Here is a 17,760-nt window from a genome sequence, read left to right on the forward strand (position 1 = left end):
TAAACGGTTTCCATGTGGAAGCTGTTTTTTTATTTTATAAAGATGGGAGTAGGAGAGTTTATACTCAAGAGCATACAAAAAAGCCATTCCAATCGGAATGGCTTAACAACAAGATGTTGCTTATTTGAGACCGTATTTTTTGTTGAAACGATCCACGCGTCCGTCTGCTTGAGTGAATTTTTGACGGCCAGTGTAGAATGGGTGTGAATCTGATGAAATTTCTACACGGATAAGTGGGTAAGTTTCACCTTCGAATTCAACTGTTTCGTTTGAGTGTTTAGTTGAACCGCTAAGGAATTGGTAACCAGTAGTTGTGTCCATGAATACTACTTGACGGTAATCTGGATGGATATCTTTTTTCATGTTAAAATATTTCCTTTCTGCCATGGTACTTTCCGCACCATAGTTTTTTTAACTATTTTAGTTTATCAAAAGGTGGTCTTCTTGACAAGTCTTTTTTACTATTTTTTAGGAAATTCGCATTTTGTAAATGCCACCTGTCTGAAAGCAGTGATTATCTTTATCAACGATGATTGCTTCAAGCTCAGCTTGTGAACTAACTTCTTGGAATATGTGTTCGAGACTAGAGCCAAATAAGCGGGTTGTCCAAATTTCACCATCCACTGAGAGGGATGAAATAATGGTAAGGCTGGCTAGGTCACTGGAGACTGGATAACCAGTCTGGCTATCAAAAATATGATGGTAGGTTTTGCCATCTATCTCAAAAGTTCGTTCATAGATTCCCGAAGTGACAACAGACTGATCTCTTATAGCAAGCACCATAAGATTTGTGTTTCTAGTCTCCTTAGGATTTTGAATACCAATTCGCCATTTGTGGTCAGGATTATGGAGAGCTGGTCCAAAGGTTAGGACATTACCTCCGAGATTGATTAGGGCACTGGTTACTTTTTCAGCTTTAAGAAAATCTGCAATACGATCTGCAATATATCCTTTTGCCAGAGCACCAAGATCAATTTTCATCCCTTTTTCTTTAAGAAAAACGCTTTGATTTTCCTCGGATAGAAGAATGGCATTGGGATTGATGATATCCAGGAGCGGACGAATTTCTTCAGGAAGAGGCAGCTTAGCATCAGAAAAACCAATACGCCAAGTCTGAATGAGAGGCCCAATAGCAATATTAAGGTGACTTCCAGGTTGGCAGCTATGCCATTTTCCAAGAGAAATAAGTTCAAAAAGTTCTGGGTGAACTGTCACTGAATGTAAGCCTGCTGCCTTGTTAATTTTCATGAGTTCGGAACTGTCGTCATTGGCTGAGAAGCGCTTATTGTAGGTATGCAGAAGTGCTTCAACTTGGTCTAGCAGGGGTTCTGGTTCTTCATGATAGATAGAGACGTCAATCACAGTTCCCATGAGACGTACACGACGATTAGTGAGTTGCATGGGCAACAGTATCCTTGATTTCTTGATAGATTTGTTCGTTTTCTTCTAAGCTGTAGGAATTGGCACCACTAGCAAGTGGGTGGCCGCCACCATCATGGCGTTTGGCAATCTCGTTGATGACAATGCTTTTACTACGTAGACGGACACGGTAATGTCCTTCAGGCTGCTCTACGAAAATAGCCCAAGATTCGACACAATCAATACGGCCTGGAGTGCCAACAATGGCAGAACTTTCAGCATCAGTGACATTGAATTCATCCAAAATCTTTCGTGTCAAGACAACTCGAGCTGCACCATTTTCATCAACTTCTAGATTATCGAAAACATAACCTTGTAGTTTAGCAATTTTGAAAGGGAAACTGTCCATACGACGAGCCATTGCTGCAAAATCAAAGTCGTATTCACGAAGTTTAGCCGCGATTTGAAGTGTTTTAGGAGTAGTAGATGGAAATAGGAAGCGGCCTGTATCGCCAACAATACCATTGTAGAGAACACGAGCAGCAACATCTGACAAGGAAAGTCCAAGGCTGAGGGCCCAGTCAGTCACAATTTCGCTGGCACTTGAAGCAGTCGTATCAACAAGTAGAAGATCACCGTAGGCATCATCATTAGGATGATGGTCAATTTTGATAAGGAAGTCACCTTTATCAAAACGGTCGTCGTCGATACGAGGGGTGTTGGCTGTATCGGTAACAATAACAAGCGCCCCTTCATAATCTTGGTCAGTTACCTCATCCATCTCAGCAATCCAAGATAAGGTAGGCTCATTGACACCTGCCGCAAGAACCTTTTTATCTGGAAAGTTTGTTTTTAAAATTTCCTTCAGTCCTACCTGACTACCAATGGCATCAGGGTCAGGTCTTTGGTGGCGGTGAATAATAATAGTGTCGTAGGCTTTGATTTTTTCTAAAATAGCTTGAAATACAGTCATGAATGTCTCCTTATAATTTTGCTTCTATTATATCATGAAACAATAGAAAAACGGTTGGCCTAGGCAAACCGTTATAAAAATTAGATCTCTTTATAGTCAACTTCAAGTCCACGTTTAACCGCTGGACGGTTGGCAATTTTTTCAGTCCAAGCTTGAAGATGCTTGTATTCTTTAACATCAAGGAAAATACCAGCCTTATCCCAAATCTTATCTTGAGCAAGACGACCATACCAAGACCAGATGGCGATATCAGCGATAGTGTACTCATCACCAGCAATATAAGGTTTGGTTGCTAATTCTTTATCAAGCAAGTCAAGTTGGCGTTTGGCTTCCATGGCAAAACGGTTGATGGCATATTCGATTTTTTCAGGTGCATAGTGGAAGAAGTGCCCAAAGCCACCACCTAGAAAAGGAGCAGCACCTGTTTGCCAAAAGAGCCAGTTGAGAACTTCCGTACGTTTTGCGTGATCAGTTGGAATGAGTTTGCCGAATTTTTCAGCCAAGTAAAGGAGGATGTTAGCTGATTCGAAGACACGAACCGGTTGGTCTTCAGAGTAATCCATCATGGCTGGAATCTTTGAGTTTGGATTGATTGAAACAAAGTCTGAGCCAAATTGGTCACCATCGCCAATCTTAATACGATAAGCATCATAACCTGCTTGAGTCACACCAAGTTCTTTCAATTCTTCCAGCATGATAGTTGCCTTGATACCATTTGGTGTCGGAAGAGTATAGAGTTGGAAAGGTTGGTCACCTTTAGGTAAAGTTTGTTCAAAACGTGCACCAGCTGTAGGTTGATTGAGGCCACCCCAGGCACCTCCCATAGAGGTTGGGTTTTCCCAAACTTCTGGTAAAATATAGTCAGACATAAAGTTTCTCCTTGTATTCTTGATAGTTACATCCTAACAAAATGCTAATGGCATTTCAAGAATCGACTACGTCCTATTAGGCGCGACACCTTGACTTTTTCCATAAGAATGATAAGATAGTAAAAATTATTTTTTATCTGATAAAAAACATATTGTTTAGAGAGGAAGAAAAGAATGACTGCTATTGATTTTCATAAGTTGGCTAAAACAGAACTACACTGCCATTTGGATGGTTCTCTATCATTGGAAACCATTCGCCACCTAGCTGACTTGGCACAGATTGAGTTACCTGAGGACGATGCGGAGCTCAAACACCATGTGACAGCACCGGCTACCTGTGAGAGTCTCCTAGATTATCTTGAGGCTTTTGATTATATTCGTCCTTTGCTTCAAACAAAGGAAGCTTTGACCATTGCGGCTTATGATGTTGCTAAACAGGCTGCTCTTGAAAATGTTATCTATATTGAAGTGCGTTTTGCTCCAGAATTGTCGATGGATAAGGGATTGACTGTCGCTGAAACCATTGATGCTGTTTGTCATGGCTTACGTCAAGCTCAAGAAGAATTTGGTATTGTAGCCAAGGCTCTAGTTTGTGGCATGCGCCAATCAGATCAAGAATTAACGGCTCGTATTCTTGATGAAGCAAATGAAGTTGAAAATAGTGACTTTGTTGGTTTTGATTTTGCCGGAGATGAGCATCATTATGGACCTAAAGCGATTAAACCTCTAATTGAACAAGTCCAAAGTTACAACCGTCCGATGACTTTCCATGCTGGTGAGTGTGGCTGCCCCGCCTTTTTGGCTGAGTCGATTGCCATGGGAATTAAGCGTAATGGACATGCAACGATCTTGGCTCAAGAGCCTGAGCTTTTGGAAGAGTTTGTCAAAAATGGTGTCACAGGAGAGTTATGTTTAACAAGTAATCTCCAGACCAAGGCAGCCGTTACAGTTGATGATTTTCCTTATCTAAAAATGAAAGCGGCAGGTGCTAATATTACTATTAATACGGACAATCGTACCGTTTCTGATACAAACCTGACCAAAGAGTACGAACTCTATCACAAGCATTTTGATAGCTCAGTTCAAGACTTCTATGCCCATAATAAGACGGCAATCGAAGCGTCATTTGCTAGTGATGAGGAGAAAGCAGAACTTCTTGAAAAATTGGCTAAAGCCTATTCATAGGAAGTAAATAGACTGGCGAAACTTTATAAAGGTGATAAAATTGAGCCAATTGGAACATCAGTCAAACCTATTATAAAAATAAGGGAGTGAGGCGAACTTTTTTCAAAAATTGTTCAGTCTCCCTCCCTTTTACGCTTGGAATTATGATAAAATAAGTACAATACATATTTTAGAGGAGACTGGTTTGGCACAACTTTATTTTCGCTACGGCACCATGAATTCTGGGAAATCCATTGAGATTCTTAAGGTTGCCTATAATTACGAAGAACAAGGAAAACCAGTGGTACTATTGACCAGTCGTTTGGATAATCGAGATGGGGTCGGCTATATCTCTAGTCGTATTGGCATGAAGCGGAAGGCCTATCCTATTGGTGATGATACGGATATTTTTGGTTACATTGCTAATATGGATCCACGACCTTACTGTGTTTTAGTTGATGAGGCACAGTTTTTGACCCGTGCGAATGTCTATGATTTGGCACGAATTGTTGATGAGTTAGATATCCCAGTGATGGCTTTTGGTCTCAAAAATGATTTTCAGAACAATCTCTTTGAAGGTTCTAAATATCTTTTGCTATTGTCTGATAAGATTGATGAAATCAAGACTATTTGTCATTATTGCTCGAGAAAGGCAACCATGGTTCTTCGTATGGAAGATGGTAAGCCAGTTTATGAGGGAGCACAAGTTCAAATTGGAGGACACGAGAGTTATATCTCTGTTTGCCGAAAGCACTGGTTTAATCCACCTCAAGAAAACATAATCCCTTTGAATAAGGCCTAAAAACGACTATTAGTTATATAAGGAGTAAAGATAACAAATGAATATTTATGATCAGTTACAAGCGGTTGAAGACCGTTATGAGGAATTGGGTGAATTGCTTAGTGACCCTGAAGTCGTTTCAGACACTAAACGCTTCATGGAGTTGTCACGTGAAGAGGCAAATACTCGTGAAACAGTGACAGCTTACCGTGAGTACAAGCAAGTCATCCAAAGTATCTCAGATGCTGAAGAGATGATTAAGGAAGCAAGTGGTGATCCTGACTTGGAAGAAATGGCTAAGGAAGAACTCAAAGAATCCAAAGCTGCTAAAGAAGAGTACGAAGAACGTTTGAAAATTCTTCTCTTGCCAAAGGACCCTAATGATGACAAGAATATCATCCTTGAAATCCGTGGGGCTGCAGGTGGTGATGAAGCTGCCTTGTTTGCAGGTGACCTTTTAGCTATGTACCAAAAATACGCAGAAACACAAGGTTGGCGCTTCGAGGTCATGGAAGCCTCTTACAATGGTGTTGGTGGTATCAAAGAAGTGGTTGCCATGGTTTCAGGACAATCAGTCTACTCTAAACTCAAATATGAATCTGGAGCACACCGTGTGCAACGTGTGCCTGTGACTGAGAGCCAAGGTCGTGTTCATACCTCGACAGCAACTGTTTTGGTTATGCCAGAAGTTGAAGAAGTAGAGTACGAAATTGATCCTAAGGACCTTCGTGTCGATATCTATCACGCTTCTGGTGCCGGTGGTCAGAACGTCAATAAGGTTGCGACTGCGGTTCGTATGGTTCACATTCCTACTGGAATCAAAGTAGAGATGCAAGAAGAACGTACACAACAGAAGAACCGTGATAAAGCCATGAAGATTATCCGTGCGCGTGTTGCGGACCACTTTGCACAGATTGCTCAAGATGAACAAGATGCTGAGCGTAAATCTACTGTTGGTACAGGGGACCGTTCAGAGCGTATCCGTACTTACAACTTCCCACAAAACCGTGTAACGGATCACCGTATTGGTTTGACCCTTCAAAAATTAGATACGATTTTGGCTGGGAAAATGGATGAAGTCATTGATGCTCTTGTTCTTTACGATCAAACTCAAAAATTGGAAGAGCTTAACAAATGATTTTAGCGGATGTTCTGGCTGACTATGAAAAGCAGCTTGAGGCTGTTGGAGAAGAGCCAGAGGCCCTTTCCTTTGTTTATCGTGGTTTGAAGCAATGGGACCTGACTCATTTTGTTCTTCAATTGCGTCAGGAAGTTTCAGAGGAGGATGCTGAGCTATTAGCTCATGCATTTAGCCAACTAAAGAATCACCAGCCTGCCCAGTATATCTTGGGCTATGAAGACTTTCATGGCTTACGTTTTCAGGTTGATGAGCGTGTCTTGATTCCACGTCCTGAAACTGAGGAATTAGTGGACTTGATTTTAGCGGAGAACCCAAGCACAGAGCTTAAGGTTCTTGATATTGGAACTGGGAGTGGTGCAATTTCGGTATCCATGAAAAAGAGTCGTCCTCTTTGGCAAGTAACAGCTAGTGACTTATCAGTGGATGCGCTAGAGCTTGCCCAGGAGAATGCTAAGCTAAATCAGGTAGCCATCAGCTTTGTTCAATCAGATGTTTTCGAAAATATTTCTGGTAGTTTTGATATCATTGTGTCAAATCCTCCCTATATTTCTGAAAATGATAAGAACGAAGTTGGGCTCAATGTCCTGGCTAGCGAGCCAAAGATGGCCTTGTTTGCTGATGAAGAGGGACTTGCCATTTATAGACAGATTATTGAGGAGGCAGATAAGTATTTGACTCCTAGTGGAAAGCTCTACTTTGAAATTGGCTATAAGCAGGGCCAGGATTTGAAGAAACTCTTGTCTCTACATTTTCCTGATAAGCGAGTGCGTGTCCTTAAGGACCAATTTGGACAAGATAGAATGGTCGTGATGGATGATGAAAAGTAAGAAAATATTAAGAGAAATCTTGGCTGACGGTGGTGCAGTTGTTCTTCCTACAGAGACTGTCTATGGTCTATTTGCTAAGGCTATGGATGAGAGTGCTGTAAACCATGTCTATGAGCTGAAAAATCGTCCTAGAGATAAAGCCATGAATTTGAATGTTGCTTCTTATGAAGATATCTTGTCTTATTCGAAAGAGCAGCCCAAGTATTTAAAACAATTGTATGATGCTTTTTTGCCTGGACCTCTGACCATCATCTTAAAAGCTAATGATCAAGTACCTAGATGGATTAATTCAGGTTTGGCGACAGTTGGCTTCCGTTTGCCAGACCATCCTGTCACTAGAGAACTGATTCAAGCGGAAGGTCCTTTAATTGGTCCCTCAGCCAATAAGTCTGGGAAGGCTAGTGGTCGTTATTTTGACCAAATAAGAGACCAATTTGATTTTCAGGTGACTGGCTATCAAGATGATGATGCCTTGTTAGGTGTAGATTCGACAATTTTGGATTTGTCTGGCAACAAGGTGAAAATTTTACGGCAAGGTTCTATCACTCAAGAAGACATTCTTGCCAAGCTACCAAAAATCCCTTTCGAGGAGGTATAACATGCTACGTGATTTGATAGCGTCAGATGTTGAAGCAATTTGTGAGATTAACAAAGAGGCTTTAGGTTATGCTTTTAGTTCAGAGGAAACGGCTAGTCAACTAGCTAGATTATCCAAAGACCCACATCATTTTCTACTAGGTTATGAGGATGATGGTAGTCATGAACTCCTTGGCTACGTTCATGCAGAGGTTTATGAATGTCTCTATTCCAATGCAGGATTTAATATCTTGGCTTTAGCAGTTTTACCTCAAAGACAAGGGATGGGGATCGGTAAAATTTTACTTGAAGGGTTGGAGCAAGAAACAAAAAGACGCGGTTATGAGTTTATTCGCTTAAATTCTGCAGACCATCGTCTGGGTGCGCATGCATTTTATGAAAAAGTAGGTTATACTTGTGATAAGATGCAGAAACGGTTTATTAAATTGACAAAAGGATAAGACTTATTGGCGGCTCTACCCGAGTTGACCAGAGAATAAATGACTAACAGAGACCTATGGAAGTGTGAGATAATTTCCAACTGTATGTGGGTGAGTTGATTGAACCCCATTAGACCTCAAAGGAGACCTCTATGATTTTTGATAAAGAAGATTACAAAGGATTTGACCCTGAACTATGGAACGCCATCGATGCTGAGGCAGAACGTCAGCAAAACAATATTGAGTTGATTGCCTCTGAGAACGTGGTATCTAAAGCAGTAATGGCTGCTCAAGGAACTCTCTTGACTAACAAGTACGCAGAAGGCTATCCAGGTAAACGTTACTATGGTGGTACAGACGTGATTGATGTGGTCGAGTCTCTTGCTATTGAGCGTGCCAAAGAACTTTTTGGAGCAAAATTTGCCAACGTGCAACCTCACTCAGGTAGTCAAGCCAATGCAGCAGTTTACATGTCTTTGATCCAACCAGGTGATACGGTTATGGGAATGGATTTGTCAGCGGGAGGACACTTGACACATGGTGCACCAGTTAGCTTCTCTGGTAAGACCTATAACTTTGTGGCTTACAACGTTGATAAAGAAACTGAACTCCTTGATTACGATGCTATTCTTGCTCAAGCTAAAGAAGTACAACCAAAACTCATCGTTGCTGGGGCTTCAGCTTACTCACGTATTATTGATTTTGCTAAATTCCGTGAAATTGCTGATGCTGTAGGTGCTTACCTCATGGTAGATATGGCTCACATTGCAGGTCTTGTAGCGTCTGGTCATCATCCAAGTCCAGTTCCTCATGCACATGTGACAACAACAACAACCCACAAGACACTTCGTGGTCCTCGTGGAGGTTTGATTTTGACTGATGATGAAGATATCGCTAAGAAATTGAATTCTGCGGTTTTCCCTGGTTTGCAAGGTGGACCATTGGAACACGTTATTGCTGCTAAGGCTGTTGCTCTTAAAGAGGCACTTGATCCTGCCTTTAAGGAATATGGGGAAAATGTTATCAAGAATGCTGCTGCCATGGCTGACGTTTTCAATCAACATCCAGATTTCCGTGTTATCTCAGGTGGCACTAACAATCACCTCTTCTTGGTTGATGTTACTAAAGTTGTTGAAAATGGTAAAGTTGCACAAAACGTTCTTGAAGAAGTTAATATTACTTTGAATAAGAATGGTATTCCTTACGAGCAATTGTCTCCATTCAAGACATCAGGTATCCGTGTTGGTAGTCCAGCCATTACAAGTCGTGGTATGGGTGAAGCTGAGAGCCGTAAAATTGCTGAATTAATGGTTGAAGCTTTGGAAAATCACGATAAACCTGAAGTTTTGGAACGCATTCGTGGAGAAGTTAAAGCTCTTACAGATGCTTTCCCACTTTATTAAAAACTATGTTAGATTTATATATTAAACGCATTATCATTCACCAGTTTTCGCCAAATGATACGGAGCTGGTTTTAGCAGAGGGGCCTCTTGAAATAACGCCACGCTTAGATGAGTATTTTCGAAAGAAACTCTCTAAAGTTTTCTCAGATGAGGCTAAACGTGGCTATTTCGATGCAGAGAATGTTTTCATCAGTCATCTAGGAGATGACTTGATGGAAAGCTCAGTCAAGATTGCCCAACTTTGGAAGGAAGAATTTGTCATTTCTGAAGATCAAAAGACCAATGATTTGGTCTTTATTCAGTTTGACAAAGAAGGGCAAGAATATTTTGCTTTCTTGCGTATTGCACTCAAGGATAGTTTGATTCATTCTTTGGGAGATAGCCAACATCCTATTCAATTGTCACAAAATAATTTGCCTTCTGCGGCCCAGACACCTGATGAAGCTTTGGTAATCAATCGTAGTAGTAAGCAGTATTATTTGATTGAAAAGCGAATCAAGCATAATGGAAGCTTTGCCAATTATTTCTCTGAAAATCTGTTGCAAGTCCAGCCTGAACAATCTGTCAAGAAATCGATTAAGATGGTTGAAGACACTGCCCAGAAGATTGCTGAGAATTTTAATCAGGATGACTTTAACTTCCAAGGAAAAATGAAATCTGCTATTTTCAATAATTTGGAAGAAGACCAAGAGTTATCACCTGAAAAATTGGCAGACCAGCTCTTTGATAATAATTTGACAGCTCGTTTGACCTTCGTTGATGAGCTCAAAGAGGCCATACCTGAGCCTATCTCGGTATCAGATATTGACCATTCGCGTCAAATTAAGAAATTAGAGAATCAAAAATTATCGTTATCGAACGGAATTGAGTTAATTGTGCCTAATAATGTGTATCAGGATGCTGATAGTGTTGAGTTTATTCAAAATCCTGATGGCACCTACTCTATTCTCATCAAAAATATCGAGGATATCATCAATAAATAATATGTTTAAATGGATAAGACGTCTGGCGGTTTTTGTCGTAGTCCTTATCATAGTTATCCAATGCTATCGAATCCATGCCAATATTCAACATGTCTTAACCTATGAATTCATGGTTAAGGAGGTTTTGGCAGAGGACGACATTGATAATACAACCAATGTCGATTTGGTTCTGGCTATGATCTACACAGAAACCAAGGGGAAGACAGATGACGTGATGCAGTCCAGTGAAAGTTCTACAGGGGTGACCAACTCCATAACAGATCGAAAAGAGAGTATTCGTCAAGGGGTGACGGTGCTGTCGGAAAATCTGGAAGAAGCTGCCCACCATAAGGTGGATCCTTGGACAGCAGTACAAGCCTATAATTTTGGTAAGGCCTATATCGATTATGTGGCTGATAATGGTGGAGTGAACACCGTCGAACTCGCAAAGGCTTACTCTAAAAATGTCGTTGCTCCGAGTCTAGGAAACACCAGTGGGCAAACATACACCTATTACCAACCGGTTGCCATGTACTATGGTGGCGGAAAACTTTATACAAATGGCGGAAATATTTACTACGCTAAGGAAGTACAGTTTAATCTCTTTTTGATGCGTATGTTCTCACGCCTCTAAGAGTAAGGACGTTAAACTTAGGAAAGACAAATGAAAGCATTATTAGTTTATTTTAGAGGATACGTCAAAGACAGTATCCTGGGACCCGCTTTTAAATTAATCGAAGCCAGTTTCGAACTCTTGGTCCCTCTAGTGATTGCTGGAATTGTCGACACAACTATTCCAAATAAAGACCAAAATCATCTGTTTATGATGATTTTTCTCTTGTTCGGACTTGCCGTTATTGGGGTTGTTGTTGCTATTTCAGCACAGTATTTTTCATCCAGAGCAGCAGTTGGCTATGCCCGAGGTTTAACCAATGATTTGTATGCGAAGATCATGCGTTTATCAAAGGAAAAGCGGGATGAGATTGGAACGTCAAGTTTGGTGACACGTTTGACTGGTGATACCTTTCAAATCCAAACGGGCATCAATCAATTTTTGAGGCTCTTTTTGAGGGCACCGATTATCGTGACGGGAGCCATTATTATGGCATTCCGAATCAGTCCACGCTTGACCATTTGGTTTCTTGGCATGGTCTTGGTATTGACCCTTATTATTGTAATAGCAAGTCGCATCGTCAATCCTTTATACGCCAAGATTCGAGTGATTAATGAATCAATTGTTACCAATACGCGTCAACAACTTGAAGGTATGAGGGTTATTCGGGCTTTTGATCGGAGTGAGCGTGAATTAGATAATTTTACTGCCGTCAATAAAGACTTGAAGAAGTGGCAGCTCAAAACAGGAGTGATAGCAAGTCTCATTAGTCCTTTGACTTTCTTGGTTGTTAATATGACCTTGATTGCTATCCTTTGGCAGGGAAATCTGCAAATTCAAGCTGGCCTTTTGTCTCAAGGGATGCTGATTGCTCTGGTCAATTATCTCTTGCAAATTTTGACGGAGCTCCTTAAATTAGCCATGATGTTGACCAATCTAAACCAAAGTTTTATTTCAGCGAAACGGGTAAAAGCTATTTTTGAACTCCAAGATGAGGATATTGAAGCACCTTTAGAAGTCCGAACTTCTAGTCAGGCTTCTACAGTGCTAGCTATTGATCAGATGACCTTTACCTATCCTACAGCTAGTTCGCCATCACTCCAAGAGATTCATGTAAGTCTTACTCAAGGTCAGTCACTAGGTATTATTGGTGGTACAGGTTCGGGTAAATCGACATTGGTGAACTTAATCATGAACTTATATCAGCCTCAGATTGGTTCATTAGCTATTTTCAAAGATCAAAAATCACCAAAAAATCTTAAAGAGTGGCGTTCTTGGGTTGCCTATGTCCCGCAAAAAGCTGAGTTATTTAGAGGAACCATTCGTTCAAACTTGTCATTAGGGCTTGACCACGAACCGAGTGAGCAAGAACTCTGGCATGCGCTTGACATGGCTCAGGCTGCTGATTTTGTAAGGGATAAGGACCTTGGTTTAGATGAGCCAGTTGAGTCATTTGGCCGTAATTTTTCGGGGGGTCAACGTCAACGTTTGACTATTGCGCGTGCGCTGATGAGACCAGCACCATTCTTGATTTTGGATGACTCCACCTCAGCCCTAGATTACTTGACTGAAAGTCGCTTACTAGCGGCTATCAGAGACAATCTTAAATCAACGAGTCTGATTATTATTTCGCAAAGAACAAATAGTCTAAAAGCTGTTGATCAAATTTTGGTGCTTGATAAGGGACATCAAGTTGGCTTGGGTAATCATGAAGAATTGCTTGCCACAAATAAACTCTATCAAGACATTCATTATTCTCAACATCAAAAGGAGGTCGCTGATGAAGGCTAGAAATAATAAATCAACGCTTAAACGTTTAAGTAGAGATATCTTAAGTCAGCGCTACCTCTTTGCCTTAGCAACTGTTGGGACCATTATTCAAGTTGCCTTAACGGTTTACTTACCTATCTTAATTGGTGATGCAGTGGACGCTGTTCTTAAGATGAACGCCGTTCTATTGATGTCACGTTTAATTTGGCAGATGCTTGTAGTTATCTTAGCTAATAGTGCAATCCAGTGGCTTAACCCTTTGATTTATAATCGATTAATTTATTCATATAGCGAAAGTTTACGTGAACGAGTCATGATGAAAATTCATGCTATGCCACTTAGTTACCTTGATCGTCAAGGAACTGGAGACATGGTTAGCCGTGTGACTACAGATAGCGATCAGTTAAACAACGGACTTCTCATGGTCTTTAACCAATTTTTCGTTGGGCTTTTGACTATCTTTGTCATAATCATTACCATGGCTCGGTTAGACTGGTTCATGATGCTCTTAGTTCTAGTGATGACGCCTCTGTCAATGCTTGTGGCACGTTTTATCGCAAAGAAGAGCTATCAACTCTATCGCAATCAAACTAAATGGCGAGGTGTGCAGACTCAGTTGATTGAGGAAAGTCTGACTCAAGAAGCTTTAGTACAGAGTCTAAATGCTCAAGACCAGATGGTTAGGAGTTTTAAAGACGTCAATGGTAAGTATGCTGATTATTCACAGGGTGCTATCTTTTATTCGTCAGCGGTTAACCCAGCTACACGTTTTGTTAATAGTCTAATCTATGCTCTCATTGCAGGTGTTGGTGCTTATCGAATCATGTCGGGTGGCGCTTTTACAGTGGGACAATTGACTACCTTCCTAAATTATGTCACCCAGTATACCAAACCTTTTAATGATATCTCATCTGTTCTATCTGAACTTCAAAGTGCTTTGGCCTGTGCTGATCGCCTTTATATGATATTGGATGAAGAGGAAATAACAGAAACAGGTAAGGCGGTCTTGGAAGAAGCAGATGTGCAGGGACGTTTTCAATTTGACCATGTCCAATTTGGCTATTTGCCTAATAAACCTCTTATCAAGGATTTGAGCATTGATATCCCTGCCGCAAGTACTGTTGCCATTGTTGGTCCAACAGGAGCGGGGAAATCTACCTTGATTAACCTACTTATGCGTTTCTATGATTTGGACAAGGGGAACATTCTACTGGACGGTAGACCTATTACAGATTATACTCGTGAGAGTCTTCGGAAACAGATTGGGATGGTTTTGCAGGAAACTTGGCTTGAGGTCGGCACTATTCATGATAATATTGCCTATGGAAATCCAGAAGCCAGTCGTGAAGAAGTCATAGCAGCGGCCAAGGCTGCCAATGCTGATTTCTTTATTCAGCAGTTGCCTCAAGGCTACGACACCTACTTGAATGATGCGGGGCAATCCCTTTCTCAGGGACAACGTCAGCTTTTGACCATTGCTCGCATATTTGTCAATGTGCCTAAAATCTTAATTTTGGATGAAGCCACTTCTAGTATCGATACTCGTACAGAGCTTCTCATTCAAGAGGCCTTCGCTAAATTAATGAAATGTCGAACAAGTTTCATCATTGCCCATCGATTATCTACCATAGAGAATGCGGACCTTATTTTGGTCATGAATAATGGAGATATCGTTGAACACGGAACCCATGAACAACTGATGCAAGCTAAGGGAATGTACTATCGTATGCAGACGGCCCAAAAGACACAAAATAGTTAAATCCGACAGAGCTTTTAAGCTCTGTTTTTTATGATTTTAGCCAATCATTTATCACGGAAGCTTATTAATGAAAAAGAAATGAAATTTAGTTATTTTTTCTTTTTTATTGGAAAAAATACTGATAAGATGGTAAACTAAAGAGGATATTATATAAAAAAAGGTATCGAAAATTAGAATGTTAAAACATAAAAACGTCCTAGTGTTTTTAGGACAAACCTTGCTTTATTTCGCCATTTTTATGGCCCTAATTTATCTCTACAATTACCTAGGACAAGGTCAAGGTAATTTTATCTATAACGAATTTTAGGAAGAATAATGACGAATACAAAAATTAAAGATATGATTGAAACGATTGAGCAGTTTGCTCAATCACAACCTGAATTTCCTGTTTACAATATTTTAGGGGAAGTTCATACTTACGGTGACTTAAAAGCTGATTCGGATAGCCTAGCTGCCAAGATCGATAGTCTTGACATTCCAGAAAAATCACCTGTTGTGGTTTATGGCGGTCAAGAGTATGAAATGTTGGCAACTTTTGTAGCTTTGACTAAATCTGGTCATGCTTATATTCCAATTGATAGTCACTCAGCTCTTGAGCGCGTGACGGCTATCGTAGAAGTAGCAGAGCCTAGTCTGATTATTGCAATTAATGACTTCCCACTTGAGGATGTTCAAGCGCCAATCGTGACATTGGACCAAGTGACGACTGCTTTTGAAAGTAAGACTAGCTACGAAGTGACTCATCCTGTTAAGGGTGATGATACTTATTACATCATCTTCACATCAGGAACTACAGGTAAGCCTAAAGGGGTACAAATTTCTCACAATAATCTCCTTAGTTTCACTAACTGGATGATTACGGACAAGGAATTTGCGACTCCAAAACGTCCCCAAATGTTGGCGCAACCGCCTTACTCATTTGACCTATCGGTAATGTACTGGGCACCTACATTGGCACTTGGAGGAACACTCTATGCACTTCCTTCAGCCATTACGCAGGACTTCAAGAAACTCTTTGAAACGATTTTCTCACTTCCAATTGCTATTTGGACATCGACCCCATCATTTGCAGACATGGCAATGTTGTCTGAAGACTTCAATGCAGAGAAGATGCCGAAAATTACGCATTTCTATTTTGATGGAGAAGAGTTGACTGTCAAGACTGCTCAAAAGCTTCGCCAACGTTTCCCAGAGGCACGTATTATCAATGCTTATGGACCAACTGAGGCAACAGTAGCCTTATCAGCAGTAGCAGTAACTGATGAGATGCTGGCTAACCTTAAGCGTTTGCCGATTGGTTATACCAAGGAAGATTCACCAACTTATATTATCGATGAGGATGGGAATATCCTTCCAAATGGTCAACAGGGTGAAATCATCGTATCAGGACCAGCAGTTTCCAAAGGCTACATGAATAATCCTGAAAAGACAGCTGAAGCCTTCTTCGAGTTTAATGGTCTCCCTGCTTACCATACTGGTGATGTTGGAACGATGACTGATGAAGGTCTCCTTCTTTACGGTGGCCGTATGGACTTCCAGATTAAGTTTAATGGTTTCCGTATTGAGTTAGAGGATGTTTCACAAAACCTTAATAAGTCTAAGTACATTGATTCAGCAGTAGCTGTACCACGTTACAATAAAGACCATAAGGTTCAGAACCTCTTGGCTTATGTGATTCTTAAGGATGGCGTTCGTGAGCAGTTTGAACGTGATATCGATATTACTAAGGCTATCAAGGCTGACTTAGAAGATATCATGATGTCTTACATGATGCCAACCAAGTTCCTCTATCGTGAGAGTTTGCCTTTGACACCAAATGGGAAGATTGATATCAAGGGCCTTATCAGTGAGGTTAACAACCGATGATAGACTTCTTGAAACAGCTACCTCATTTAGAAGCCTACGGTAATCCCTTCTATTTCATCTACCTTGGATTAGCTCTATTGCCAATCTTTGTGGGTCTCTTCTATAAAAAGCGTTTTGCGATTTATGAATGTTTGGTAAGTCTAGCCTTTATTGTTCTTGCTCTGACAGGAACACATGCTAGTCAATTACTAGCCTTACTCTTCTATATTATTTGGCAAATCATTTGGGTTTATTCATACAAACATTACCGTAGTCAAAAGGATAATAAATGGGTTTTCTATTTACACTCGTTTCTTGTAGTCCTTCCCTTGATTTTTGTTAAGGTAGAGCCTGCGATAAATGGTACTCAGTCGCTTTTAAACTTTTTTGGTATTTCTTACTTGACCTTCCGATCAGTTGGAATGATTATCGAGATGCGGGATGGTGTCCTTAAAGAGTTTACACTTGGAGAGTTCCTCCGATTCATGCTCTTTATGCCAACCTTTACGAGTGGTCCCATTGATCGCTTCAGACGCTTTAACGAAGACTATCAAGCAATTCCTGAGCGAGACGAGCTGATGAATATGTTGGAGCAAGCTGTAAAATATATCATGCTTGGTTTCCTCTATAAGTTTGTTTTGGCGCAGATTTTCGGAAGTATGCTCTTGCCTTCACTGAAAGCACAAGCTTTGGCTCAAGGTGGTATCTTTAATTTACCAACACTTGGTGTCATGTATGTTTTCGGTTTTGATCTCTTCTTTGACTTTGCGGGTTACTCGATGTTTGCCTTGGCAGCATCTAACCTTATGGGGATTAAGAGCCCAATCAACTTTGACAAACCTTTCGTCTCAAGAGACTTGAAAGAATTTTGGAATCGTTGGCATATGAGCTTGTCTTTCTGGTTCCGTGACTTTATCTTTATGCGTTTGGTTATGGTTTTGATGCGAAATAAAGTTTTCAAAAATCGTAACACGACTTCAAATGTGGCCTATGTCATTAATATGATGGTTATGGGATTCTGGCATGGGATTACTTGGTACTACATTGCTTACGGTATTTTCCATGGTATTGGTCTAGGACTTAATGATGCCTGGTTGCGCAAGAAGAAGACCATTAATAAAGAACGTAAGAAAGCTGGTCTTGAGCCACTTCCTGAAAATAGATGGACGAAGGCTTTGGGAATCTTTATTACATTTAACACTGTTATGTTGTCATTCTTGATTTTCTCTGGATTCTTGAATGACCTTTGGTTCACTAAAAAATAAGTAAAGGAATTAT

General features: G+C 40.6%; 18 protein-coding genes. 14 read left to right on the top strand and 4 right to left on the bottom strand.

Translation table 11 applies throughout. The features are described 5' to 3' along the window. Window positions 1–120 precede the first annotated feature (120 nt). From NSQ79_RS04010 to yghU, 4 genes are all read right to left on the bottom strand, one after another. Window positions 121–363, bottom strand: coding sequence for a type B 50S ribosomal protein L31 (locus NSQ79_RS04010; RefSeq protein WP_003093591.1), 243 nt, complete (start codon window positions 361–363; stop codon window positions 121–123). 105 nt (window positions 364–468) lie between these two features. Further along, window positions 469–1,401 (bottom strand): FAD:protein FMN transferase, encoded by a 933-nt coding sequence (locus tag NSQ79_RS04015; RefSeq protein ID WP_175062618.1) that lies wholly within the window; start codon window positions 1,399–1,401, stop codon window positions 469–471. Continuing rightward, entirely contained in the window at window positions 1,388–2,332 is a 945-nt protein-coding gene (locus NSQ79_RS04020) for a bifunctional oligoribonuclease/PAP phosphatase NrnA (protein ID WP_060972466.1), read from the bottom strand. The genes NSQ79_RS04015 and NSQ79_RS04020 overlap by 14 nt, the downstream gene beginning before the upstream one ends. A gap of 80 nt (window positions 2,333–2,412) precedes the next feature. Next, window positions 2,413–3,201 carry a glutathione-dependent disulfide-bond oxidoreductase gene (yghU, locus tag NSQ79_RS04025; protein ID WP_070655777.1) on the bottom strand — a complete coding sequence of 263 codons (789 nt, stop codon included), beginning with the start codon at window positions 3,199–3,201 and terminating at the stop codon, window positions 2,413–2,415. Window positions 3,202–3,375: 174 nt separating this feature from the next. Between yghU and add the strand changes: the two genes are divergently transcribed. The 14 genes from add (at window position 3,376) to dltB (ending at window position 17,747) form a co-directional block, all read left to right on the top strand. Further along, window positions 3,376–4,386 carry an adenosine deaminase gene (add, locus tag NSQ79_RS04030; protein ID WP_339313901.1) on the top strand — a complete coding sequence of 337 codons (1,011 nt, stop codon included), beginning with the start codon at window positions 3,376–3,378 and terminating at the stop codon, window positions 4,384–4,386. A gap of 184 nt (window positions 4,387–4,570) precedes the next feature. Continuing rightward, the gene (locus NSQ79_RS04035; protein WP_021144015.1) at window positions 4,571–5,167 is read left to right on the top strand and encodes a thymidine kinase; all 597 of its coding nucleotides are present in this window, start codon (window positions 4,571–4,573) and stop codon (window positions 5,165–5,167) included. Between the two features lie 37 nt (window positions 5,168–5,204). Then, on the top strand, window positions 5,205–6,284 hold the full coding sequence (prfA, locus tag NSQ79_RS04040) for a peptide chain release factor 1 (RefSeq protein ID WP_004182370.1): 1,080 nt from the start codon (window positions 5,205–5,207) through the stop codon (window positions 6,282–6,284). Then, window positions 6,281–7,114: a peptide chain release factor N(5)-glutamine methyltransferase gene (gene prmC / locus NSQ79_RS04045; protein ID WP_129852271.1), complete on the top strand. Its 834-nt coding sequence runs from the start codon at window positions 6,281–6,283 to the stop codon at window positions 7,112–7,114. The genes prfA and prmC overlap by 4 nt, the downstream gene beginning before the upstream one ends. Continuing rightward, window positions 7,101–7,712, top strand: a complete 612-nt coding sequence (locus NSQ79_RS04050) for an L-threonylcarbamoyladenylate synthase (protein WP_129852270.1) — start codon at window positions 7,101–7,103, stop codon at window positions 7,710–7,712. The genes prmC and NSQ79_RS04050 overlap by 14 nt, the downstream gene beginning before the upstream one ends. 1 nt (window position 7,713) lies before the next feature. Beyond that, entirely contained in the window at window positions 7,714–8,151 is a 438-nt protein-coding gene (locus NSQ79_RS04055; protein WP_048790438.1) for a GNAT family N-acetyltransferase, read from the top strand. A gap of 131 nt (window positions 8,152–8,282) precedes the next feature. Beyond that, on the top strand, window positions 8,283–9,533 hold the full coding sequence (glyA, locus tag NSQ79_RS04060; RefSeq protein ID WP_201712361.1) for a serine hydroxymethyltransferase: 1,251 nt from the start codon (window positions 8,283–8,285) through the stop codon (window positions 9,531–9,533). Window positions 9,534–9,538: 5 nt separating this feature from the next. Further along, window positions 9,539–10,516, top strand: coding sequence for a nucleoid-associated protein (locus NSQ79_RS04065; RefSeq protein WP_004182031.1), 978 nt, complete (start codon window positions 9,539–9,541; stop codon window positions 10,514–10,516). Between the two features lies 1 nt (window position 10,517). After that, window positions 10,518–11,129, top strand: coding sequence for a lysozyme family protein (locus tag NSQ79_RS04070; RefSeq protein ID WP_201712360.1), 612 nt, complete (start codon window positions 10,518–10,520; stop codon window positions 11,127–11,129). A 30-nt stretch (window positions 11,130–11,159) separates the two neighbouring features. Then, window positions 11,160–12,899, top strand: a complete 1,740-nt coding sequence (locus NSQ79_RS04075; RefSeq protein WP_060972473.1) for an ABC transporter ATP-binding protein — start codon at window positions 11,160–11,162, stop codon at window positions 12,897–12,899. Beyond that, entirely contained in the window at window positions 12,889–14,637 is a 1,749-nt protein-coding gene (locus NSQ79_RS04080) for an ABC transporter ATP-binding protein (protein ID WP_014634614.1), read from the top strand. The genes NSQ79_RS04075 and NSQ79_RS04080 overlap by 11 nt, the downstream gene beginning before the upstream one ends. 175 nt (window positions 14,638–14,812) lie before the next feature. Further along, on the top strand, window positions 14,813–14,944 hold the full coding sequence (locus tag NSQ79_RS04085) for a teichoic acid D-Ala incorporation-associated protein DltX (RefSeq protein WP_002885174.1): 132 nt from the start codon (window positions 14,813–14,815) through the stop codon (window positions 14,942–14,944). A gap of 8 nt (window positions 14,945–14,952) precedes the next feature. Continuing rightward, window positions 14,953–16,503, top strand: a complete 1,551-nt coding sequence (gene dltA / locus NSQ79_RS04090; protein ID WP_339313908.1) for a D-alanine--poly(phosphoribitol) ligase subunit DltA — start codon at window positions 14,953–14,955, stop codon at window positions 16,501–16,503. Beyond that, window positions 16,500–17,747, top strand: coding sequence for a D-alanyl-lipoteichoic acid biosynthesis protein DltB (gene dltB, locus NSQ79_RS04095; protein ID WP_339313910.1), 1,248 nt, complete (start codon window positions 16,500–16,502; stop codon window positions 17,745–17,747). The genes dltA and dltB overlap by 4 nt, the downstream gene beginning before the upstream one ends. The last annotated feature ends 13 nt before the right edge of the window (window positions 17,748–17,760 follow it).

Origin of the sequence: Streptococcus sp. FSL W7-1342, from assembly GCF_037966635.1 — a bacterium.
Lineage (GTDB): Bacteria > Bacillota > Bacilli > Lactobacillales > Streptococcaceae > Streptococcus > Streptococcus salivarius_D.